This is a genomic window from Cellulomonas soli (assembly GCF_052036975.1).
Taxonomy (GTDB): Bacteria; Actinomycetota; Actinomycetes; order Actinomycetales; family Cellulomonadaceae; genus Cellulomonas; species Cellulomonas soli_A.
In genome coordinates this window covers 77,294-98,399 of the sequence record NZ_JBQIAR010000006.1, presented here as the reverse complement: position 1 = coordinate 98,399, position 21,106 = coordinate 77,294, and the positions used below count along the sequence as shown (strand labels likewise).

The window sequence follows — 21,106 nt, the reverse complement described above, 5'->3', positions numbered from 1 at the left end:
GCAGGCCCTCAGTCATCCTCACGCGCCTCGACGGGAGCGGCCACCGGCGCAGGGGCCGGGCGGGTGACGGCCGGTGCGCCGGGGCGCCGCGCCGCACGACGGTGCCACCACCGACTCACCGCGACGGCGCCCGCACCGACGGCTCCGGCGAACGCGAGCCACGGCGCGAGCACCCCGATCACCAGCACCACGGTGCCCAGCGTGCCCACCAGGGACGCCCAGCCCATCGACAGCCCACCCAGGAACCCTTCGGGTGCCGGCTCGGCGGCGGCCGGCACCTCACCGGGCTCGGTGAGCTCGACCGTCACCGTGGACAGGGCGACCTGCTCGGCCAGCCGGGCACGCTGCGACTGCATCTGCTCCAGGCTCGACTGCCGGTCGGTGAGGGCCTGCTCGGCAGTCACCAGGTCCTCGTTCGTCGTCGCCCGGGCCAGCAGGTCCTCCATGCGGGCCACGGACAGCTGCATGGCGCGGATCCGGGCGTCGAGGTCCTGCGCGTCGGCCGTCACGTCCTGCGACTGCACGGACTGCTCGACGACCTCGCCGACCCCGCCCAGCCCGTCCAGCAATGCGGTCAGCTCGTCGGCGGGCACCCGTACCACGAGCGAGGCGGAGGCCTGGCGATCGTCCCCGCCGGCCACGGAGTGCCGCGAGTCCACCCGCCCCTGCAGGCCCTCGGTGAGCGTGACCACCTGCGCGGCGGTGCCCACCGGGTCCGGGGAGGTCATCCACACCGTGCCCGTCTGGACGACCTGGCGTGCGTCCGCGGCCGCCTGCGTGCCGCCGACCGCGAGCTCCTCGGTCGCCGCGCCGGCGGAACCGGCGTCGCCGTCGACGGCCGACTGGTCGGCGGCGACCTGCCCGACCGTGGAGGAGTCGCCCCCGGCGCTGCAGCCTGCCAGGGCGGCGGCCACCCCCAGGGCCACGGCGAGCGGCAGCGCCCGCCGTGGCCTTCGTGCCCGTGGCGTTCCGTCCGTGCGCTCCTCGCGGTGCGTCGAAGGTGCCCCCGCTGCTGCCCGTGCCGTGTCCAGGACCATGCCCACGACGCTAGGGCGCACGGTCGGGACCAGGGGCGCTTGTGGTGGGATCGTGACCCGGGCGTGCCGATCGTGACGGGATCGTCATGCGATCGCATCCCGTGGTCCCGACAGATCGGATGCCCCCACGACAGCGGTCCGCCACCCGGGTGGCCGTGCCGGCGTGCCCGTTCCGGATGCGCGACGGCACGGAAAGGGTCAAGATCAGGTCAGCCGATCGCAGGGGGCACCTTCGCGACCGGTCGGCGGGCGTTCCGGGCCCGCCGCCTCGTGGGTCACGGCGAGAGCCGGACCGGGCCCGAGAGGGTCAGGGAGCACGCCACGCCCCGTGCCGGCGAGACGACTCCTGATCGGTGCCCCGCCCCGCGCAGGGGTGGGGCACCTCGTCTGCACGGACCGGTCGGCGTCGACCGGCGTGCGCCGGCGTCCGTGCAGGTGGCCGCGCGTGTCCCGCGACGGTGCGGTCGCGAGGGGGCGGCCAGGCCCCGAGAATCGGATGAACCGGACCGGCGAGGTGTCTACCCTTGCGGCGTGCTGTCCTCTCCTGTCGCCCTCGCGCCCCTGCCCCTCGCGGTGACCCCGGAGCCCGCCGGCGGCGCCGCGTCGGGCATGCCCGGCCTCGTCGTGGCGGCCGTCGTCGCGGTCGTGGTCGCCTGGCTCGCCTCGCTGGCCGTGGCCTGGCTCGTCCGCCGGCTCACCCGCCGCAGCGTGCTCGGGGCCGACCTCGGGGCGCGGACCCACGCGGCCGTGCGCGCACTGCTGGTCGCCCTCGCACTGCACGTCGCGCTCACGCGGGGAGCCGATCCGGCCACGTGGCTCACCGTCGTCGACCGCGTCCTGGTGGTCGCGGCGATCGCCGGCGGTGCGTGGGTCCTGGCTGCCGCCGCGCTCGGCGTGGCTCAGGCCTCGGCGGAGCGTGAGATGGCGGCGGACCTCGGCGACCCGGCACGCGCCGCAGGTCAGCCCGACCCCCGTTCGGTCGCGCGCGGCCAGGCACAGGTCCACCTCGTGCGGGTGCTGGTCGTCCCCGTGCTGGCCGTCGTCGCGGTCGGGCTCGCCCTGCTGACGCTGCCGGGCACGGCGCCCGTCGGCCTGGCGTTCCTGGCCGTGGCAGCGCTGCTCGGGGTCGCGACCGTCGTGGCCGCCCGTGACCTGCTGGCGGACCTCGTCGCCGGTGCGCGCCTCGCGTTCGACGACGTGGTCCGGCTGGACGACGTCGTGGTCGTCGAGGGGCAGTGGGGCCGCGTCGAGCAGATCTCGTTGACCCGCGTGGTCGTGCAGCTGTGGGACGACCGACGGCTCGTGCTGCCCACCTCGGCGGTCACCTCGATGGTCGTGGAGAGCTGGACCCGTACCGCCGACGGTCCGCTCGGGGCGGTCGAGCTCGACCTGGACTGGACCGTGCCGGTGGACGCGCTGCGGTCCGAGCTCGAGCGCCTGCTCACCCAGGACGAGCTGTGGGACGGCCGAGTCGGCGTGCTCCAGGTGGTCGACGCCGTCGGCGGGTCCGTGCGGGTGCGCGCACTGCTCAGCGCCCAGGACGCGCCCGCGCTCGACGACCTGCGCTGCGCCGTGCGCGAAGGGCTCCTCGGCTGGCTGCAGCAGCAGGGCCGCGATGTGCTGCCGCGCACCCGCCAGGAGCAGGTCGGCCCGGCACAGGTGCGGCCCGCCCCGGCTCCCAGGGTCGCCCGGGCCATCAGCGGCGAGACCCAGGCGTTCGACGTGGCCGACCAGCGCGCCCGGCAGTTCGCCGGATCGCTCGAGGGCCTGGGCCGCGCACGCGCCTTCGCCGGACCGGGGCAGGGCGCGGTGGCCGCACGGTCGCGGGTGCCCGACGCGCCCGCAGCACGGGTGGTGGTGACGAGCGGCCGCACCGCGAGGCCTGCCGCGCCTGCCGCGCCTGCCGCGCCGGTCGTGGCGGCGGTGTCGGCGCCCGCGCCCGCCCCGCGCCGGTCGGCGACGTCCTCACCGGTGGGTTCGCCCGCCGGTGGTGTGCCCCGGTCGGCCCCCGCGCCGGTGGCGGCGCAGGCATCCCCGCCGGTGATCGTGTACGGCCGTGGCCCTGTGGCCGAGCCGCCCGCCGGGCCCGACCCGCGGATGGGCGCCACCCAGGTCTTCGGCGGACCGACCGGCCCGGTGACGCCGTCGGCCGGGTACCCGGGCGGCGGGTACCTGGACGAGCCCGGTGACCCGACGGCCTACCTGAGCACCGACCCGGCCCCCTTCGCGACAGGTGCGCCCGCCGACGCGACCGCGTCGGGTGGCCCGAGGGTGGAGCGGCGCTCCACACGACGCGAGCGCCGCCCCTGAGGTGACCGGGGCACCGGCCGTGTCAGTCGCACGGGTGAGGATGTCCCCATGCAGCAGACGGGGTCCGTGCGGGTCGTGGTCGCCGACCCCCGAGCCACCCTCCACCACACCGTCCTCGACACACCTCTGGGGCACCTGACCGTGGTGGCCCGCGGCGACGTGCTGCTCTCGGTGACGCTCGACGGCACCCGGCCCTCCTCCCTGCCGGTCGAGCTCGGCCGGCGTGACGACGACGCGCTGACGGACGCCCGTGAGCAGCTGGCGCAGTACGCGGCCGGTGACCGGACCCGGTTCGAGCTCCCCGTGCACCTGGACGGTTCGCCGTTCCAGGAGCTCGTCTGGCGCGGTCTGCTGCGCATCCCGTTCGGTTCGACGTGGTCGTACGGCGAGCTGGCCGGTGAGCTGGGGCTCGATCCCCGCACGTCGTCGCGCGCCGTCGGGGCGGCCAACGGACGTAACCGCCTGGCGATCGTCGTGCCGTGCCATCGGGTGATCGGCGCCGACGGCTCGCTCACCGGGTTCGCGGCGGGCGTCGAACGCAAGCGGGCCCTGCTCGACCTCGAGGCGGCGCAGCACGGCGGGCGCTCCGTCCTCTTCTGAGCCCGTCGACCGGATGACCGGCCTGTGGATGAGCCGTGGCAGGACCCGTCCCGCCGCTAGCGTCAGGCCCAGGCGTGGCCTCCCGGGCGCGCACGGCACGGTCGCGGGTGGGCGCACGGGCGCCCGCCGGTGCCGCGGAGGAGGAGCACGGTGCACGACTCTCAGGCGCAGGGGACCGCCGGCTGGCCCACCGCAGGCGGGGGTCGCGTCGGCGGGCCCGCCGTGTGGGCCGACGGCTGGTACCCCGACCCTCTGCGCCGTGCACCCCTGCGTCTGTGGGGCTCCGGGGCGTGGACGGCGTGGCTGTCCGACGGGCAGCGCGTGTGGTCCGACCCCCGGCCGGTCCGGCGAGGCCTGGGCCTGCTCGACCTGGCCGCGCTCCGGTTCGTCGAGGAGGTGTACCTGCCCGAGCTGCGCTCCGGGGTCACGCTCGACGCCGAGCAGGAGGAGGCCGCACGCAGGGTCCTGGCCGAGCTGACGGCCGAGGCCACCGGGACGGTGACCCCTGGCGCGGCGCCGAACACCGCGGCGCCGGCCGCCTCCACCGCCGCGACCCCCGCTGCAGCCGCCGGTGCCACCCCCGCGCGAGCGGCCGGGCAGGGGGCGTCCAGCACCGCGAGCGCGCGCCCGACGCCTGCTCCGGCGCCGGCGTCACCAGCGGCGGGGGTGGGTGCGCAGCTGCCGGGTGCGGCAGGCGGTGGCCCCGCGCTGCCGCGGGTCGCCGCGGCCCGTCCGCCCTCGGCGTTCGCCCAGTGGTGGCACCGAGTGCGAGAGGCCGTCGGCTCGTCGCTGGCCCTGCACGGCCTGGCGTACCTGGGCGTCCTGCTGATGTTCGTGGGTGTCTTCGGGCTCGTCGCGTTCGCGTTCGGCGACGTGCGCCCCGCGGTGCGGCCCCTCGCCGAGCTGGTGTGCGCGGCGGTCCCGTTCGTCGCCGCCTGGTGGCTGATCGGGCACGGGGCCGTCGTGGTGGGGCGGGCGCTGGAGGTCGTCGGGGGGCTCCTGCTCCCGATCCTGCTGATCACCTCGACCCTCGACGGGTTCCCCGTGCCCCCCGACCCGCACGGCGCCGCCCTCGTGGTCGTGCTCACCGCCCTGTGCCTGCTGTCCGCGACCGCGGGGCTGCTCTGGTCGCGTCGGCACCCCGACTCGGGTGTCCGGTTCACCGTGGCGCCGACGCTGTGGCTGGCGGCCGCCATGCTCACGCTCGGCGTCGGTCGCCCGCTGCCCACGGGTGACGGGGTGGCGGTGCCGAGCGCCGCGCAGACCGCCGCCATGACGGTCGCGCTCGTGGTCACGACGGTGGCCGCCTGGCGCAGGCCGACTGCGGTGTGGGCGGCACCGGCAGCCACCGCCGCGCTGCCGGGCACCGTCGTGGTGGCGGTGCTCGTGGTGCTCACCGGTGTCGCCGACGGGTGGCCGACCGTGCCGGTGGCGGTGGCCGGCGCGATGCTCGTGCTCCAGGTCGAGCTCCTGCGGCCACGACTGTCCGCCGCGGTCGCCGACGTGCTCGCACCGCTGACCCTCGGGTTCGTGGGCCTGGCGCTGCTGCCGGGGCTGGCCCCGGCGGCCGTCGGGTCGCTGCTGCTGGTCGGGTTCGTGCTGCTCACCGAGCTGGGTGCGCGCCGTGGTGCCTCGGTCGTGGCGCTGGCCGTCCCCGCGGCAGGTGTGGTGGCCGCGCTGCTGCTGACCGTCGGCGGGTCCTGGTGGGGTGTGGTGGCCCCCGCCGCGGCAGGCGTCTGGGTGGTGCTGCGGCGCACCCGGCCCTTCGCCGCGGCCGGCCCGCTCGCCGCTCCGGTGCTCGACGGTGCCGCTGCGGTCCTGCCTGTCTGGACCGTGGTGGCGCTCGTCTCCGTGACCCGCCCGGCCGTGGGGTTGCTGGCCGCCGCCGCGCTCGTCGCCCTGGCCACCGTGCCGGCCCGGACGGGTGCCCTTCGCCGCGATCCGTCCGACGTCTACTGGTCCCGGTGGTGGTTCGGTGGACTGGCGGTCGTCGGGGCCGGCGCGTTGGCCGTGCACGGTGCAGCGGGGGCCGACCTGGACCGGTGGATCGCCGTGGCCGTGCTGGTGGTGGTCGCGGCGCTCGCGGTCGTCGGACCGATGCCCGCACCCGCCACCGTGTGGTCCTGCTCCGGTGCGCTGAGCGGTGCATGGCTCCTGGCCACCGCCACCGTGCTGGCCGAGGCCGTGCCCTGGGCGGCGCGTGTGGGCGTGCTGGGTGTGGCCGGGCTGCTGCTGGTCGTGGCGTCCCACGTGGTGTCCCCGGTGGCCGCCCCGCCCCCGGCCGGTGCGCCGGGCGGTGCCCGGTCGGCGCTCGCGCTGCACCTCGGCCTGGCTGGGCACACGATCGCGGCGCTGGCCGTGGCTGCGGCGCTCGTGCGCCAGGACGCCGGCACGAGCCAGCAGGCGGCGCTCACGGCGCTGGCCCTCACGACGGGTGCGGCGACCCTCGCCGTGCTCGTCACGGCGGTCCGCAGCGACCGCGACCGCTCGACGGTGGGCGCCTGGTGCGCACGCGGTGGGACCGGTGCGGCCCTGCTGCCCTGGTCGCTGGCGGTCGTCGGCCTGCCGCTGACCGGGGTGCTGGTGCTGCGGATCTTGCACGTGCTGAGCGGTTCGAGCCCCTGGTGGGTGCTCGTGCCGGCGGGCGTCGCCGTGGTCTACGCCTCGGCCGTGCGCTGGTGGGGCAGCCCCCGCCTGCGCACCGTCGCCCTGTGGGCCTCCTCGGTGGCCGCACTGGTCGCCGTGCTGACGGCCGGCGTCGTCATGGTCGACGACCGGGCGGGTGCGTGGCCGGCGGTCCTCGGCTGGACGGCCGTGCTCGTCGTCGGGGTGCTGCAGCCCGCCGCGCGACGGACCGCTCTGGCCCGATGGTCCGCCTGGCTGGCCCTGGCTCCGCTCGTCGGTCTGCTGGTCCGTGCCGTCGCCGCGGACCTGGACGACACCGTGCTGGTCGCGGCGACCGCCGTGGTGGTCGGTGGGTCGCTCGCCCTGGTCGCGGCCGTGCGCGGGGTGCGCAGCGCGCTGGTGAACCTGCTGCTCACCTCCCGTCCGGCGGGTGCGTCGGGCTCACCCGTGGCGACCGAGCCTGCCCCGGCGGAGCCGGCAGCCGGGCGGGGCCGCCCGTGGACGCTGGTGCCCTTCGCCGTGGGTGCCCTCGAGCTGGTGGTCGGCACCGCGGTGGCCGTCCTGGCGGTGCCCGCCCCGGCAGGGGCCGTGCTCACGCTCGTCTCGGCAGTGGTCCTGCTGGCGCTGGCGGGGGTGCTGCGACTCGGCTCGCTCGGCGGGGCCGCGGTGGTGCTGGGGTGGTCGGCGACGGTGTGGCTGGCCGGCCCTGCCCTGCAGGGGCGGGCGTGGGTGCTGCTGGCGAGCACCGCCGGCGTGCTGGCTGCCGCGGAGGTGCTGCACCGCCGCACCCGCTCCCGCGGCACCTGGACGCGGTGGGACGTGCCCGTGCTGCTGGCCGCGCTGCCGGTGGCCGTGTGCACGGTGGCCCTCGGTGTCGCCGAGCAGCCGGTGCTGACCCTGGTCGGCACGGGCGCGCTGGCGGTGGCGGTGGCGGCCGCGCTGCGGTGGCGCGGGCGCCCGGTCACGGCGGAGGTCCTCGGTGCGGTCGGGACCCTGCTCGTGCTGGTCGGCGCGGCCACGGCGGGACCCGGGTGGTTCGCGCTCGCGCTGCTGGCGTTGGCGGCGACGCACACCGCGCTGGCTGCACGCGCGGGTGCTGCGGCCCGGGCGGTGCGCCTGACGATCGGTGTGCTGGCGGCCTGGCTGGCATGGGGCGCGGCGCTGCTGTGGCTCGACATGCCCGGCACGCAGGCCTGGGACCTGACAGCGCTGCTCGGCGCGGCCGTCCCTCTCGGCTTCGCGGTGCACGCGCGGGTGCGGCCCGCGCACCCGGCCCGCTCGTGGGCGTTCGCCTGGGGTGGCGCCGGCGTGGTGGTGGTCGGTCTGCTCAGTGCGGTGGCGGTGCTGCCCGCCGCGGGCGACGATCAGCCGCGGGTCGCCCAGGTCACCGCGGCGTTGCTGGTCGCCGTGGGGCTGGTCGCGGTCGCGGCCGGGCTCGGCGCGACCCCGTGGCGCCTGAGCGGTCTGCGTGAGCTGTGCGGTGCGGAGGGCCTGCTCGGTGTGCTGCTCCTGCTGGTGCTCGTGGGCGCGGGCCCCGCGCAGACAGTCGGTGTGCTGGCCGGGGTGGCCGCGGTGCTGGCGGCCGCCGCGACGGTCCTGGCCACCCGTGCGCCGGGTCACGCGTGGTTCCGGGCCACCGCGTCGACCGGAGCGGCGGCCTCGACCGTCGGGCTCGTGGTGGGCCTGCTCTCGGGGGATGTCCTCCTGCTCGGTCCGGTGCTGGCGGCCGGTGCCGTGCAGGCGGGGGCGGCCGGGGCCACGCTGCGGTCGTGGCGGCTGCAGGCGCTGGCACCGGTGCTCGCCTGCCTGGCCTGGTGGTCGTTCGCCGCGGGTGCCCTCGACGTCGGCGCCTCGGCGTACACGATCGCCGTGGGCGTGGCGACCCTGGCGGTCGTGGAGCTGTGGCGTGCGGACCTGCGGCGTCGCGACGAGTCCGGTGCGTTGCGGGACGTCGTGCCGCTCGAGCTCGTGGGTGTCGGGTTCCTGGTCGTGGTGCCGTGCGTGCAGGCGGTGACGACCTCGGTGCTGCAGGCGGCCGTCGTGCTGCTGCTGGGAGTGCTGGTGGCCGGGTGGGGTGCGCTGACGCGGGTGCGCCGCCGGGTCGTCACCGGCACCCTCGTGGTGCTGGTCTCGGTGGTGCTGCTGGTCGGGGTGCCGTTGGTGGCGCTGCTGCCCGGCTGGGGCGGTGCGGCGGTCTGGCTGCTCGTGGCCGGTGCGGGGTTCGTGGCCGTGCTGGCGGCGACGCAGCTCGAACGGGGCCGCACGGCGCTGCGCTCGACGTGGCACCGCTGGGGCCAGGACTCCTCCGGCTGGGAGTGAGCGGGCATGCTGGGCGTATGAGCGCACCCGAGACCGCCGGTGCCGGTCCCGTCCTGCCCGACCGCCACGTGTACGGGGAGCGGGGCGCGCCCGTCACGGTCGTGGAGTACGGCGACCTCGAGTGCCCGTACTGCCGGGCTGCCGCCCCCGTGCTGCGCACGCTGGTGGAGACCTCGGACGGTCAGGTACGGCTCGTCTGGCGCCACTTCCCGCTGTTCGAGGTGCACCCGTACGCGCTGACCGCGGCGCTGGCCGCCGAGGCCGCCGCCACGCACGGCCAGTTCTGGGCGATGCACGACCGCCTGTTCGCGCACCAGGACCGGCTCACCGACGCCGACCTGCGGGGGCACGCCCGTGCGCTGGGCCTCGACCCGGACGAGGTCGCCGGCGACGGCGCCCAGCGGTACGCCCCCGCGGTCGAGGCGGACTACCTGTCGGGTCTGGCGCTCGACGTGCGGGCCACCCCGACCCTGCTGGTCGGGCACCAGCACCTGCACGGCCTGGTCGACCTGGAGACGTTGCGCTCGGCCGTCCGTGCCGTGCTCGACGGCGACGGGCAGTCCGGCGCGGGTGAGGGCAGGGGCGCGGCGCCGACCGAACCGGTGCCCGTGCAGCTCGGCACCCGACCTGCGACGACCGGTGACGCGTGCGGCACGATGGACGGATGAGCGCACGCACCGACCTGCCGCCCGTCCCGGCGCCCCGCACGGCCCTGATCACCGGGGCCGGTCGGGGCATCGGCCGCGGGATCGCCCTGGGCCTGGCCCGCGCCGGGTACGCGGTGGCGCTCGTCGGGCGCACGCAGGCGCACCTGGACGAGGTCGCAGCACAGGCGGCGGCCCTGGGGGCGATGACCGTCACGGCGACCGCCGACGTGGTGGACGTGGCCGCCGTCGCGCGCGCCGTGTCGCTCGTCGAGGATGCCTTCGCGGACCTGGGCGGGATCGGTCTGCTGGTCAACAACGCGGGCGTGATCGAACGGGCCGAGACGCACCTGGTCGACGACGACGTCGAGGACGTGTGGCGGGTCGTCGAGACGAACGTGCGCGGGCCCCTGCTGGTGACGCACGCGGTGCTGCCGGGCATGCTGGCGCGCGGCGGCGGGCGGGTGCTCGACATCAACTCGGGGGCCGGTCACCGGGCCACCGACACGTACACCGGCTACGGCATCAGCAAGGGTGCGTTGGCGCGGCTGACGACCGCCATCGACGCGCAGTACCGCGACCGGGGCATCCGTTCGCTGGACCTGGCGCCGGGTGTGGTGGCGACCGACATGACCGCGGGCATGCCGATGCACGACGAGCGGGCGCAGTGGACGCCCGTGGAGGACGTGGCCGAGCTGGTGCTGGCCTTCGGTGACGGTGAGCTCGACGCGTGGTCGGGCCGTTTCGTGCGCGCCGGGGCCGACACGGTGGACTCGCTGCGTGCGGTCACCGGGCAGGTGCTGGCCACCGATGCGCGCCGCCTGCGGTTGAGCGCGTACGGGCCGGACGACCCGGCGGTCTGACCGGCTACTTGGCCTGGTCGTAGGAGTCGACGACCGCGACCTGCAGGGCGAAGTCCACCGGCGTGTCCCCGAAGAGCAACCGACCGGCCTCCGCGGCAGCGTCCCGCACCGCCTGGGCGACCTGGTCCGCGACGTGCGCGGGGGTGTGCACCATGACCTCGTCGTGCAGGAAGAACACCAGGTGCGGTCGCCCGTCGATGTCACGCAGGCGGCGCCGCAGCGAGGCCATCCAGCACAGCGCCCACTCGGCGGCGGTGCCCTGCACGACGAAGTTGCGGGTGAAGCGCCCCCAGTCGCGTCCCTGCCGACGGGCCGCGGCGGCGTCCTCGGAGCCGGCGCCCTCAGTGGCCGCGGCGCGGCGGCGTGCCTGCCACGCCTCGCCCGGCAGGGGGGAGCTGCGGCCCAGCCAGGTGCTGACCTGCTCGCCGCGTTCGCCCGAGCGGGCGGCCTGCTCGACGAGGGCGACGGCCCGTGGGTACGCCGTGGTCAGCCGTGGCATGAGCACGGCGGAGGCGCCGGTGGTGGCGCCGTAGATGGCGCCGAGCATGGCGTACTTGGCGTCCTTGCGGGTCGCGACGATGCCCGCGTCGACGACCCCTTCGTACAGGTCCGTGTGCCGTGCCGCGGACGCCATGGCGTCGTCGCCGGACATGGCCGCCAGCACGCGCGGCTCGAGCTGGGCGGCGTCGGCGACGACCAGCCGCCAGCCGGGGTCGGCCCGGACCGCGCCGCGGACCGCGGCGGGCAGCTGCAGCGCGCCGCCGCCGCTGGTGGCCCAGCGTCCGGTGACCACGCCGCCGGGGACGTAGTCGGGGTGGAACCGGCCCTCGTGCACCCAGGTGTCCATCCACGCCCAGCCGTTGGCCGACAGCAGGCGGGAGAGCTTCTTGTAGGCGAGCAGCGGGGCGGTCACGGGGTGGTCGAGCGCCTGGATCTCCCAGGTGCGCGTGGAGGTGACCTCCAGTCCAGCGGCCCGCAGCGCGCGCAGCAGGTCGGGTTGCGAGTCGAGGTGCAGCGACGGCTGGCCGAGCGCATCGCGGACCTGCGTGGCCAGCTCCTCCAGGCGTGCGGGGCGCCCGCCGCCGGCGGGTCGCGGGCCGAGCAGCTCGGTGAGCAGCGCGTCGTGCGTCCGCGTGCTCCACGGCATGCCGTCGTGCTGCATCTCGGCGGCGATGAGGGCACCGGTGGACTCGGCGGCCAGCAGCAGGCGCAGCCGGCCGGGGGCCGCCGAGCCGGAGACGGCGTCCAGCTGGGCGCGCAGCTCGGCTGCGGGGTCCGGTCCGGCGGTCGGGCCGGGGTCCGGCAGGACGTCGAACAGCGAGGTCTCGACGGCCACGGGTGGCCCGCTGCGCGGCGCGTCCCAGGCGCTCGGCGGGGCGGCCGCCAGTGCCGAGCCCGCGGTCAGCGTGCTGCGTCGCAGGATCGCGTGGCACAGGCGCAGGTCGTGGCAGCGCTCGATGCGCATCCCCGCGGCCAGCAGCGGCGGGTAGCGGCGGGCGGTGTCGTCCCACACCCAGCGGGGCCGCTCGTGCTCGTACCGGGTGACCGCGGCTGCCAGCTCCCCGGCGGGGACAGGGTGCCGCGCGCCCGGTCGACCGGTGTCGTCGGCCTCCTGCAGCACGACGGCACCCGGGTGCGCGGGGTCGTCGAGCACGAGCAGGTAGGGCACACGGCATTGTGCCCGCGCCCGGTGACAGTGCCGGTGACAGTGCCGGTGACAGGGCCCGGCCACGGTGCCCGGTGGTTGTGCCGCTGACCTGCCGGTGACGTCAGGTGCTCGTGCCCGTGGTGCCTCGGTCCGGTGCCCGCCACGGCAGCGGCGGCAGCGCGGACGGCGGCCCCTCCGGCCCGGGGGAGCACAACGGCAGCCGTTCGCCGAGCCAGCGCAGCAGCACCGAGCCGAGAACCGCCGCGACGAGCGACCCGGTGAGGATGCCGATCTTCGCGTCGGCCAGCTGCTCGGGGTCGTCGAACGCGAGCCCGGCGATGAACAACGAGATCGTGAACCCGATCCCGGCCAGCACGGCCCCGCCCAGCAGGTGCCCGTACCGCACGCGCCCCGGCAGCTCACCGAGCCCCAGGCGGATGGCCAGCGTGGCCGCACCCGTGATGCCCAGCGCGTTGCCGATCACCAGCGCCAGGATCACCGCGAGGGTCAGCCGCGACCGGAACGCGTCGCCGAGGGTGGCCGCGTCCAGGGCGATCCCGGCGTTGGCCAGGCCGAACAGCGGCACCACGACGAACGCGCTCCACGGGTGCAGGGCCCGTTGCAGCCGGTCGGCGGTGGGGACCGCGGCACGGGCAGCCAGCTCGGTGACGTGCTCGCGCTCGGCCGTGGTGTCGGCCACCAGGTGGTCGGCGTACCGGGGGACCGCCTCGGCGTGCTCGCGCTGCGGCACGGTCGCGGGCACCAGCAGGCCGACGAGCACCCCGGCGAGCGTGGCGTGCACCCCGGAGGACTGCACCGCGAACCACAGCAGCACCCCGGCCAGTGCGTAGGGCGTCACCTGCCACACGCGCAGCCAGCGCATGACCAGCATCGCGGCGACGATCACCGCGGCCAGCACGAGCGGACCCGCGGACACCGCGTCCGTGTAGAACACCGCCATCGCGGTGATCGCGCCGATGTCGTCGACGATCGCCAACGTCAGCAGGAACAGCCGCAGACGGTCCGGGCAGGCCGGGCCGAACAGCGCGAGGATCCCGACCAGGAACGCGGTGTCGGTCGACATGACCACACCCCACCCGTGCGCGATCTCGGGCTGTCCGGCGGTCACGGCCAGGTAGATCAGCACCGGCACCAGCAGGCCGCCGAGCGCACCCAGGGCGGGCACGGCCACGGTGCGTCGGTCGCGCAGCTCGCCGCTGGTCGCCTCGCGGCTGATCTCCAGGCCCACGACGGCGAAGAACACCGCCATGGCGGCGTCGTTCACCCAGTGCTGCAGGTCGAGCTCGAGGCCGAACCCCCCGACGTGGAACCCCGCGGACGTCTCCCACAGTGCCGCGTAGGAGTCCGACCAGGGCGAGTTGGCCCAGATCAGGGCCAGCACCGTGGCGGCCAGCAGCACCATCGCGCTGCCGGCCTCGGTGGCCAGAAACGCCCGGACCGACGGGGAGACCGACGGGAAGGGCACCCGCAGCGCGGGACCCGGTGAGGGTGGGGCCGTCACGCGTTCCTCTCGGGGTCGCCCAGCAGGGAGGCGACGTGGTCGGGCACGTAGGTCGACAGCTCACGCGGGGGCCGCGTGTACCCGCTGGAGTCGGCCGGCCGGTCGGGCAGGTGCACCTCCTCGTGCGGGACGTCGGTGTACGGGATCGTCGAGAGCAGGTGCGCGATCATGTTCAGCCGCGCGTGCTTCTTCCTGTCGGACTCCACCACGTACCAGGGGCTGGTGGGCACGTCGGTGTGCACCATCATCTCGTCCTTGGCCCGCGAGTAGTCCTCCCAGCGATGGATCGACTCCAGGTCGATGGGGCTCAGCTTCCACTGCCGCACGGGGTCGTGCAGACGTGAGCGGAAGCGGCGCAGCTGCTCGTCGTCGGACACCGAGAACCAGTACTTGCGCAGCAGGATCCCGTCGTCGAGGAGCATCTGCTCGAAGATCGGCGTCTGCCGCAGGAACCGGCTGTGCTCGGCCGGTGTGCAGTACCCCATGACCTTCTCGACCCCTGCGCGGTTGTACCAGGAGCGGTCGAACAGCACGATCTCGCCCGCGGCGGGCAGGTGCGCGATGTACCGCTGGAAGTACCACTGCGACTTCTCGCGCTCGGTGGGCGTCGGCAGCGCGGCGATCCGCACGATGCGGGGCGAGAGGTACTCCGTGATCCGCTTGATCGTGCCGCCCTTGCCGGCCGCGTCACGCCCCTCGAAGATCACCACGACCCGGGCACCGGTGGCGCGTGTCCACTGCTGCAGACGCACCAGCTCGGACTGCAGCCGGAACAGCTCGGCCTCGTACACGTCGTCGGAGATCGTCGGGCCCTTCGACCGCTTCGCCATGCCCGGACGCTACCGCCGACCTGGGGCGGGGCGCAGCGGCGGCGCCCCGCCGCCGCCCGGCGGACCGCGGTCCTCACACCGGGGGTCTGCGCGCCGTGCGGCGGAAGTTCCCCGGGCGCAACGGTCCGGCACCGCCGGCCGAAACATCGGCTTCCTACCGTCGGGACCGTTCGAGGCACCCCCACAGTCCTCCCGGAGGTCTTCCATGGCGACACCGCTCGTGACCCCGGCCGCCGACCAGGCGCCCGCCCTCAGCTCTGTCACGTCCACCGACACGTCCACCGACCGGGCGGGCACCTCGCCCCTGCACGCCGGTGCACCGGCCGCGACCGGGCGGGCACTGACGTTCCGCCCCGGCCGCTGGATCGACGGCTGGGACCCGGAGGACCGCGCGCAGTGGGCCTCCGCCGGCCGTGCGATCGCCCGCCGGAACCTCGGTCTGTCGGTGTTCGCGGAGTTCCTCGGGTTCGCCGTGTGGGCGCTGTGGAGCATCGTCGTGCCCCAGCTGCCCGCCGCCGGCTTCGACCTGACCGTCGACCAGCTGTTCTGGCTGATCGCCGTGCCGAGCCTGGTGGGCGCCACGCTGCGCATCCCGTACACGTTCGCCGTGCCGCTGTTCGGCGGCCGCAACTGGACGATCGTCTCGGCGCTGCTGCTCCTGCTGCCCACACTCGCGCTGGCGTGGGCGGTGCAGGACCCGACGACCTCGTTCGGCACGCTGCTGGCCGTCGCGGCGCTCGCGGGCGTCGGGGGCGGCAACTTCGCCTCGTCGATGGCGAACATCTCGTTCTTCTACCCCGAGCGGGAGAAGGGGCGTGCACTGGGCCTGAACGCCGCCGGGGGCAACCTGGGGACGGCCGCGGTGCAGTTCGCGGTGCCGATCGTCATCGTGGCCGGCGCCGGCCTGCAGCTCGAGCTCGCCGGGCTGATGTTCGTGCCGTTGGCGGTCCTCGCGGCGGTGCTGGCGTGGCGGGCGATGGACAACCTGTCGAACGCGAAGGCCGACCCGCGCGCGTACGGTGCGGCGGCCCGGCACCCGCACACGTGGATCATCTCGTTCATCTACATCGGCACGTTCGGGTCGTTCATCGGGTTCTCCGGTGCGTTCCCCACGCTGCTGAAGGGGCAGTTCCCCGAGGTGACGATGTCCATCGCGTTCCTGGGGGCGCTGGTCGGCTCGGTGGCCCGGCCGCTGGGCGGCATGCTGGCCGACCGGTGGGGCGGCACGCGCGTGACGATCGTCGCGTTCGCGGTCATGGCTGCCGGGACCGTGTCGGCGATCTTCTCGCTGCGGGCGCACGCGTTCGGCCCGTTCCTCGCCTCGTTCCTGGTGCTGTTCGTCGCGACGGGCGCCGGCAACGGCTCGGTGTACCGGATGATCCCGGCGGTGTTCCGGTTCGGTGCCAGCGGCGCGACGGACCTGGCCGCCCGGGCCAAGGCCGCCGCCGGGTGCCTGGGGATCGCCGGTGCGGTCGGCGCGTTCGGCGGGTTCCTCATCCCGCGCGGGTTCGCGGTGTCCACCTCGCTCACGGGCACCATCCAGGCCGCGCTGTGGGTGATCGTCGGCCTGTACCTGGTCATGGCGACCACCACCTGGGCTGTCTACCAGCGGCGCGGCTCGGCCTTCGGGACCACGGTGATCTGAGCCGTGCCGCCCACCAGCACCACCGCCGGCACGCCCGCCGGTATGACGGTCCGGACGGCCGACACGCACTGCCCGTACTGCGCACTGCAGTGCGCGCAGACCCTCACCGCAGCCGGGGCGAGCACCGCCGTGGTGACCGCGGCCGGTCGGCAGTTCCCGACCAACCGCGGCGGCATGTGCCAGAAGGGCTGGACGAGCCCCACGCTGCTGCACGCCCCGGACCGGCTGACCACCCCGCTGGTCCGGGACGTGCACGGCACGCTCGTGCCGGCCACCTGGGACGAGGCACTCACGCTGGTCACCGACCGTCTGGCCGCCCTGCGGGCCGTGCACGGGGCGGGTTCGGTCGCGGTGTTCGGCGGGGGCGGTCTGACCAACGAGAAGGCGTACGCCCTGGGCAAGTTCGCCCGGACCGTGCTGGGCACGCCGTTCATCGACTACAACGGGCGGTTCTGCATGTCCAGCGCGGCTGCGGCCGCGAACCGGTCGCTGGGCGTGGACCGGGGGCTGCCGTTCCCGTGGGCCGACCTCGGTGGGGCGCAGGCGGTGGTGCTGCTGGGCTCCAACCTGGCCGAGACCATGCCACCGGCCGTGCAGCACCTGGCCGGGGTGCGCGCGGCCGGTGGCCTGGTGGTGGTCGACCCGCGGCGTTCGGCGACCGCCGACCTCACGCAGGAGGGCGGCGGGGTGCACGTGCAGCCGGTCCCCGGCACCGACCTGGCGTTGCTGCTCGGCCTGGCGCACGTGGTCCTGGCCGACGGCCTGGCCGACCTGGACTACCTCGAGCGCCGCACCACGGGGCTGGACGACGTGCGGCGCTCGCTGGCCTCGTGGTGGCCCGAACGCACCGAGCAGGTCACCGGCGTGCCGGTCGCGACGCTGCGGCGGGTCGCGCACCTGCTCGCGGCCGCCGCGCCGGTGCACGGCGGTGCCGGCGCGTACGTGCTGACCGGTCGGGGCGTCGAGCAGAGCACGCAGGGCACCGACACAGTGACGGCGGCGATCACCCTGTCGTTGCTGCTGGGTCTGCCCGGGCGGGTCGGGTCCGGCTACGGCGCGATCACCGGGCAGGGCAACGGCCAGGGCGGGCGGGAGCACGGGCAGAAGTCCGACCAGCTGCCCGGCTACCGGTCCATCGAGGACGAGGCCGCGCGGGCGCACGTCGCGGGCGTGTGGGGGGTCGACCCCGCGTCGCTGCCGCGTGCGGGGGTGCCGGCGGTCGAGCTGCTGCACCGCCTGGGCACGCCCGACGGTCCGCGCGCGCTGCTGGTGCACGGCTCGAACCTGCTGGTCAGCGCACCTGATGCGGACCGGGTGCGTGATCGCCTGGCTGCGCTGGAGCTGCTGGTGGTCTGCGACTTCCTGCCCTCGGAGACCGCGATGCTGGCCGACGTGGTGCTGCCCGTCACCCAGTGGGCCGAGGAGGAGGGCACCATGACCTCGCTCGAGGGCCGGGTGATCCGCCGCCGTCGACTGCTGGACCCGCCGCCCGGTGTGCGCAGCGAGCTGGAGGTCCTGGCGGACCTGGCCGTGCGCCTGGGTTCGACCGTGGCGTTCCCCACCGAGCCGTCGGTGGTCTTCGACGAGCTGGCGCGTGCGTCGGCGGGAGGGCGGGCCGACTACTCGGGGCTCAGCCATGCGCGTCTGGACGCCGAACCGGATCTCTTCTGGCCGTGCCCGGCCGCGCCGGAGCAGCCCGACGGGCAGCCCGGCCCGGCGCACCCCGGGACGCCGCGGCTGTTCCTCGACCGCTTCGCGCACCCCGACGGCAGGGCCCGCCTGGTCCCCGTCGACCACCGTGGGCCGCGGGACGACCTGCGCCCCGACGCGCCCGTGTGGCTGGTCACCGGGCGGGTGCTCGCGCACTACCAGTCCGGGGCGCAGACCCGGCGGGTGCCGGAGCTGGTGCGGACCACCCCCGGTCCGTTCGTGGAGATCCACCCCTTGCTGGCCGATCTGCACGGGGTCGAGGACGGCGACACGGTGCGTCTGAGCACCGGCCGCGGCCACGGGTTCGCCCCCGCCCGCATCAGCGACGCGGTCCGCCCCGACACGGTGTTCCTGCCGTTCCACTGGTCCGGTCCGGGCAGCGCGAACCGGCTGACCACCGATGCGACCGACCCGATCTCGGGCATGCCCGAGTTCAAGGTGTGCGCCGTCGACGTGCGGCGCTGGGGCGGCCCCGTCCCGGTCGATCCGCATCCCGACGCCCCCGCTCTCGCGGGCCCGGCAGGCCGACCCGCGGCAGGACTCGGGGAGGTCCGGTGAGCGCACTCGCACCCGTCAGGGTCGTCGTGATCGGGCACGGCATGGTCGGGGCGCGGTTCGTCGAGGACCTGCACGCGTACGGCGGACCGGGCCGGTTCGACGTGGTGGTGCTCGGCGCCGAGGAGTACGAGCCGTACAACCGGGTGCTGCTCTCGGAGGTGGTGGCCGGCAAGGTCGACGTCGCGGCGATCACCCTGCCGCGCACCGCCCGGCACGAGCGCACCCGCGTGCTGCCGGGTGTCGGCGCGGTCGCCGTGGAGCGGCAGGCGCAGGTGGTGGTCGACGACTGCGGTGTCAGGCACCCGTACGACGTCGCGGTCCTGGCGACCGGGGCGCGCGCCCGTGTGCCCGACCTGGTCGGGTTCGAGGAGGGCCTGCCGGCCGGGGTGCACGCGCTGCGCACGCTCGACGACGCCCGCGAGGTCGTCGCGGCGACCGTCAACGCGCGCGTGGCCGTCGTGGTCGGCGGGGGAGTGCTCGGTCTGGAGGTCGCGTGCGGTCTGGCCCGTCGCGGCCTGGCCGTGACCGTGGTGCACGGCGGACGGCACGTCATGGACCGCCAGCTCGACCAGGGCGCCGGGGACGTCGTGCAGCGGTCGTTGGCCGGGTTGGGCGTGCAGGTGCGCACCCGTGCCCGCACCGAGGAGGCCGTGCTGCACGACGGTCGGGTCGTCGGGGTCCGGCTCGAGGGCGGTGAGGTGCTGCCCGCCGACCTGCTGGTGCTCTCGGCCGGCACGGTGCCGGAGGTCGCGCTGGCGCGTCGGGCGGGCCTCGAGGTAGGGCGCGGGGTCGTGGTCGGCGCCGACCTGGCGACCGCCGACCCGCGGGTGTGCGCGATCGGTGACTGCGCGCAGCCGCCCGAGGGTGGCACGGGGCTGGTGGCGCAGGGCTGGGACCAGGCGCGGCGACTGGCGCGCCGGCTGGCCGAGCACGGCCGGGTCGTCGACGGGCCGAGCGGCGGTGCCTTCGGTGCCGTCGATGCCGACTCTGCCGTCAGTGAAGCGCTGCCGGCGGCCGGCACGGACGTGGTGCGGGTCAAGGCCGCGGGCCTGGACCTGGTGAGCATGGGTGCGGGCAGCGACGGCGGCGGTCGACGGGTGGTGCTCAGCGACCCGGACGGGGGCAGACACCTGGAGGTCGTCGTCGCCGACGGCCGGGTGGTCGCGGCGACGTGCGTGGGGGCCGGTGCGGTCGCCGCCGACCTGGTCGCGGCCTACACCCGCGGCACACCGGCTCCGGCGGACCCGGCCCAGCTGCTCCTGCGTCCCGTCGGGGGAGCGGCCGTGCAGGCCACTTCACCCACGCTCATGCCCGACCGCGCGGTCGTGTGCCGCTGCAACGGTGTCACCAAGGGGCAGCTGGTGCAGGCGTGGCGCGGGGGAGTGCACGACGTCGAGGGGGTCGTGGCGGCGACCCGTGCCACGACGGGTTGCGGGGGCTGCACGGACGCGGTGTGCGGGATCGTCGACTGGCTGCGACGCGCCGACCCGGCAGCCGACCCCGCATCCGACCCCGTATCCGACCCCGCGGCAGGCACAGCCGCCGGCACCGGGGCCGACGCCGACCGGCCTCAGAGCGTGGCGGAACCGAGCGCCGCCGGCACGTGAGCGCCGTGACCGGCGGCCACCAGTGTGGCCCGTACCCGCTCGGCGGCCGTGTCGAGGTCGTCGGCGCTGACGTCGTGCCGGGCGTTGGCGAACGTCAGCGACGCCTCGTCCCACGCGGGCAGCACGTGCAGGTGCAGGTGCGGCACCTCGAACCCGGCCACGAGCAGCGCGACGCGCGGGGCGGACCACGCGGTCTGCTGCGCCTGCCCGATGGTGCGCGCCACCAGCATCAGGTGCGCGAGGACGTCGTCGGGGGCCTGCGTCAGCTCGGGGATCTCCGCGCGCGGCACCACGAGCGTGTGGCCGTCGGTGATCGGCGCGATCGTGGTGAAGGCGACGGCCGTGTCGTCGGCCCAGACGAAGCGTCCGGGCAGCTCGCCGTCGATGATCCGGGTGAACAGGGTGCTCATGCGTCCACCGTAGTCGCGGGCGTTCAGCCGTCGCGTTCGGCCGCCAGGGCCTGCAGGGCGGTCACGGTGCGCCAGTTGCGTCCGGTGCCGAGCAGCCCGCTGGCGCGCTGCAGCACGTCGAGGGTCAGCTTGGAGCGGCCGATGCCGTCGGGGTACCAGACGTAGGCCTCGCGGCCGTGCCAGACGACCCGCTCGTTGCCGTACGCGCTGGGGTCGAGCGCCGCGACGCGGGCGGGGTCGGGGGTGCCGTCCCAGCAGACCAGCACCGTGTGCGAGGGGTCGGCCACGGCCTGCTCGGTGAACGGATTGGCGGCGACGATCTCGTCCCAGTCGGCGCGTTCGCGCGCGATGGTGGGCACGGCGAACCCGAGCTCGTCCTCGAGCGCACGGGCCAGACCCGCGGCGACCTGGTCGGGTGCACCGGCCCCCGGGGCGGGGACGAGCACGAGGTTCCCGCTGTTGACGTGCGTGACGACCTCGCGGTGACCGAGCTGCTCGGCGATCTCCCGCAGGCGGGCCGCCGGGACCGTGCGGCCGGCCACGTTCACGGCGCGCAGGAGGGCGATCACGGCGGTCATGTCCCACAGGGTGACCGGTCGGGGCGACGGCGTCGGCGGTGACAGGCCGGTTCTGCCGTCCGTGTGACCTCGTTTCACTCGTTCGAGTGACGGCGCGGCCTCACGGCGAGGCCTGGTGCGTTGTGCGCGCACCGTTCCCGCACCGAAACGGGGCGGGGGGCCCGTCGAAACACACGCTTCCTACGTTGATAACCAGCCGC

General features: G+C 75.8%; 14 protein-coding genes. 8 read left to right on the top strand and 6 right to left on the bottom strand.

Translation table 11 applies throughout. The features are described from left to right. Positions 1 to 8: 8 nt before the first annotated feature. Complete coding sequence (locus ACTHAM_RS08385; RefSeq protein ID WP_440686297.1) at positions 9 to 1,037, bottom strand: DUF4349 domain-containing protein; 1,029 nt, start codon at positions 1,035 to 1,037, stop codon at positions 9 to 11. A gap of 531 nt (positions 1,038 to 1,568) precedes the next feature. On the opposite strand from ACTHAM_RS08385, the gene ACTHAM_RS08380 reads away from it, so the two are divergent. The 5 genes from ACTHAM_RS08380 to ACTHAM_RS08360 all read left to right on the top strand — a co-directional run bounded on the left by ACTHAM_RS08380 (position 1,569) and on the right by ACTHAM_RS08360 (position 10,398). Continuing rightward, positions 1,569 to 3,347 (top strand): mechanosensitive ion channel family protein, encoded by a 1,779-nt coding sequence (locus ACTHAM_RS08380; protein WP_440686295.1) that lies wholly within the window; start codon positions 1,569 to 1,571, stop codon positions 3,345 to 3,347. Between the two features lie 48 nt (positions 3,348 to 3,395). Next, entirely contained in the window at positions 3,396 to 3,947 is a 552-nt protein-coding gene (locus tag ACTHAM_RS08375) for a methylated-DNA--[protein]-cysteine S-methyltransferase (RefSeq protein ID WP_440686293.1), read from the top strand. A 150-nt stretch (positions 3,948 to 4,097) separates the two neighbouring features. Beyond that, entirely contained in the window at positions 4,098 to 8,891 is a 4,794-nt protein-coding gene (locus tag ACTHAM_RS08370; RefSeq protein ID WP_440686291.1) for a hypothetical protein, read from the top strand. Between the two features lie 17 nt (positions 8,892 to 8,908). Then, positions 8,909 to 9,559, top strand: a complete 651-nt coding sequence (locus ACTHAM_RS08365) for a DsbA family protein (RefSeq protein WP_440686288.1) — start codon at positions 8,909 to 8,911, stop codon at positions 9,557 to 9,559. Then, positions 9,556 to 10,398 carry an SDR family NAD(P)-dependent oxidoreductase gene (locus ACTHAM_RS08360; protein ID WP_440686286.1) on the top strand — a complete coding sequence of 281 codons (843 nt, stop codon included), beginning with the start codon at positions 9,556 to 9,558 and terminating at the stop codon, positions 10,396 to 10,398. The genes ACTHAM_RS08365 and ACTHAM_RS08360 overlap by 4 nt, the downstream gene beginning before the upstream one ends. A gap of 4 nt (positions 10,399 to 10,402) precedes the next feature. Here ACTHAM_RS08360 and ACTHAM_RS08355 read toward each other — a convergent pair whose 3' ends face one another. The 3 genes from ACTHAM_RS08355 to ppk2 all read right to left on the bottom strand — a co-directional run bounded on the left by ACTHAM_RS08355 (position 10,403) and on the right by ppk2 (position 14,398). Further along, positions 10,403 to 12,067, bottom strand: coding sequence for a bifunctional 3'-5' exonuclease/DNA polymerase (locus ACTHAM_RS08355; protein WP_440686284.1), 1,665 nt, complete (start codon positions 12,065 to 12,067; stop codon positions 10,403 to 10,405). A 100-nt stretch (positions 12,068 to 12,167) separates the two neighbouring features. Beyond that, on the bottom strand, positions 12,168 to 13,568 hold the full coding sequence (nhaA, locus tag ACTHAM_RS08350; RefSeq protein WP_440686282.1) for a Na+/H+ antiporter NhaA: 1,401 nt from the start codon (positions 13,566 to 13,568) through the stop codon (positions 12,168 to 12,170). Further along, the gene (ppk2, locus tag ACTHAM_RS08345) at positions 13,565 to 14,398 is read right to left on the bottom strand and encodes a polyphosphate kinase 2 (protein ID WP_440686280.1); all 834 of its coding nucleotides are present in this window, start codon (positions 14,396 to 14,398) and stop codon (positions 13,565 to 13,567) included. The genes nhaA and ppk2 overlap by 4 nt, the downstream gene beginning before the upstream one ends. A gap of 205 nt (positions 14,399 to 14,603) precedes the next feature. On the opposite strand from ppk2, the gene ACTHAM_RS08340 reads away from it, so the two are divergent. The 3 genes from ACTHAM_RS08340 to ACTHAM_RS08330 are packed head-to-tail and all read left to right on the top strand — an operon-like array spanning position 14,604 to position 19,918. Beyond that, complete coding sequence (locus ACTHAM_RS08340; RefSeq protein WP_440686278.1) at positions 14,604 to 16,043, top strand: MFS transporter; 1,440 nt, start codon at positions 14,604 to 14,606, stop codon at positions 16,041 to 16,043. A gap of 42 nt (positions 16,044 to 16,085) precedes the next feature. Then, a complete protein-coding gene (locus ACTHAM_RS08335; RefSeq protein ID WP_440686501.1) occupies positions 16,086 to 18,311 on the top strand; it encodes a molybdopterin oxidoreductase family protein in 2,226 nt (741 codons plus the stop codon). Next, entirely contained in the window at positions 18,308 to 19,918 is a 1,611-nt protein-coding gene (locus ACTHAM_RS08330; protein WP_440686276.1) for an FAD-dependent oxidoreductase, read from the top strand. Before ACTHAM_RS08335 ends, ACTHAM_RS08330 begins: the two co-directional genes overlap by 4 nt. Here the strand turns inward: ACTHAM_RS08330 and ACTHAM_RS08325 are convergent. After that, positions 19,882 to 20,328, bottom strand: coding sequence for an HIT family protein (locus ACTHAM_RS08325; protein ID WP_440686274.1), 447 nt, complete (start codon positions 20,326 to 20,328; stop codon positions 19,882 to 19,884). The two genes, ACTHAM_RS08330 and ACTHAM_RS08325, sit on opposite strands and share 37 nt — an antisense overlap. Positions 20,329 to 20,351: 23 nt before the next feature. Continuing rightward, positions 20,352 to 20,906, bottom strand: coding sequence for a DUF1697 domain-containing protein (locus tag ACTHAM_RS08320; protein WP_440686272.1), 555 nt, complete (start codon positions 20,904 to 20,906; stop codon positions 20,352 to 20,354). Between the last annotated feature and the right edge of the window lie 200 nt (positions 20,907 to 21,106).

Bases quoted from the DNA above. Each gene is read 5' to 3' on its own strand.
- ACTHAM_RS08385 (WP_440686297.1), bottom strand. From the start codon at position 1,037: ATGGTCCTGGACACGGCACGGGCAGCAGCGGGGGCACCTTCGACGCAC.
- ACTHAM_RS08375 (WP_440686293.1), top strand. From the start codon at position 3,396: ATGCAGCAGACGGGGTCCGTGCGGGTCGTGGTCGCCGACCCCCGAGCC.
- ACTHAM_RS08365 (WP_440686288.1), top strand. From the start codon at position 8,909: ATGAGCGCACCCGAGACCGCCGGTGCCGGTCCCGTCCTGCCCGACCGC.
- ACTHAM_RS08360 (WP_440686286.1), top strand. From the start codon at position 9,556: ATGAGCGCACGCACCGACCTGCCGCCCGTCCCGGCGCCCCGCACGGCC.
- ppk2 (WP_440686280.1), bottom strand. From the start codon at position 14,398: ATGGCGAAGCGGTCGAAGGGCCCGACGATCTCCGACGACGTGTACGAG.
- ACTHAM_RS08340 (WP_440686278.1), top strand. From the start codon at position 14,604: ATGGCGACACCGCTCGTGACCCCGGCCGCCGACCAGGCGCCCGCCCTC.
- ACTHAM_RS08335 (WP_440686501.1), top strand. From the start codon at position 16,086: ATGACGGTCCGGACGGCCGACACGCACTGCCCGTACTGCGCACTGCAG.
- ACTHAM_RS08325 (WP_440686274.1), bottom strand. From the start codon at position 20,328: ATGAGCACCCTGTTCACCCGGATCATCGACGGCGAGCTGCCCGGACGC.
- ACTHAM_RS08320 (WP_440686272.1), bottom strand. From the start codon at position 20,906: ATGACCGCCGTGATCGCCCTCCTGCGCGCCGTGAACGTGGCCGGCCGC.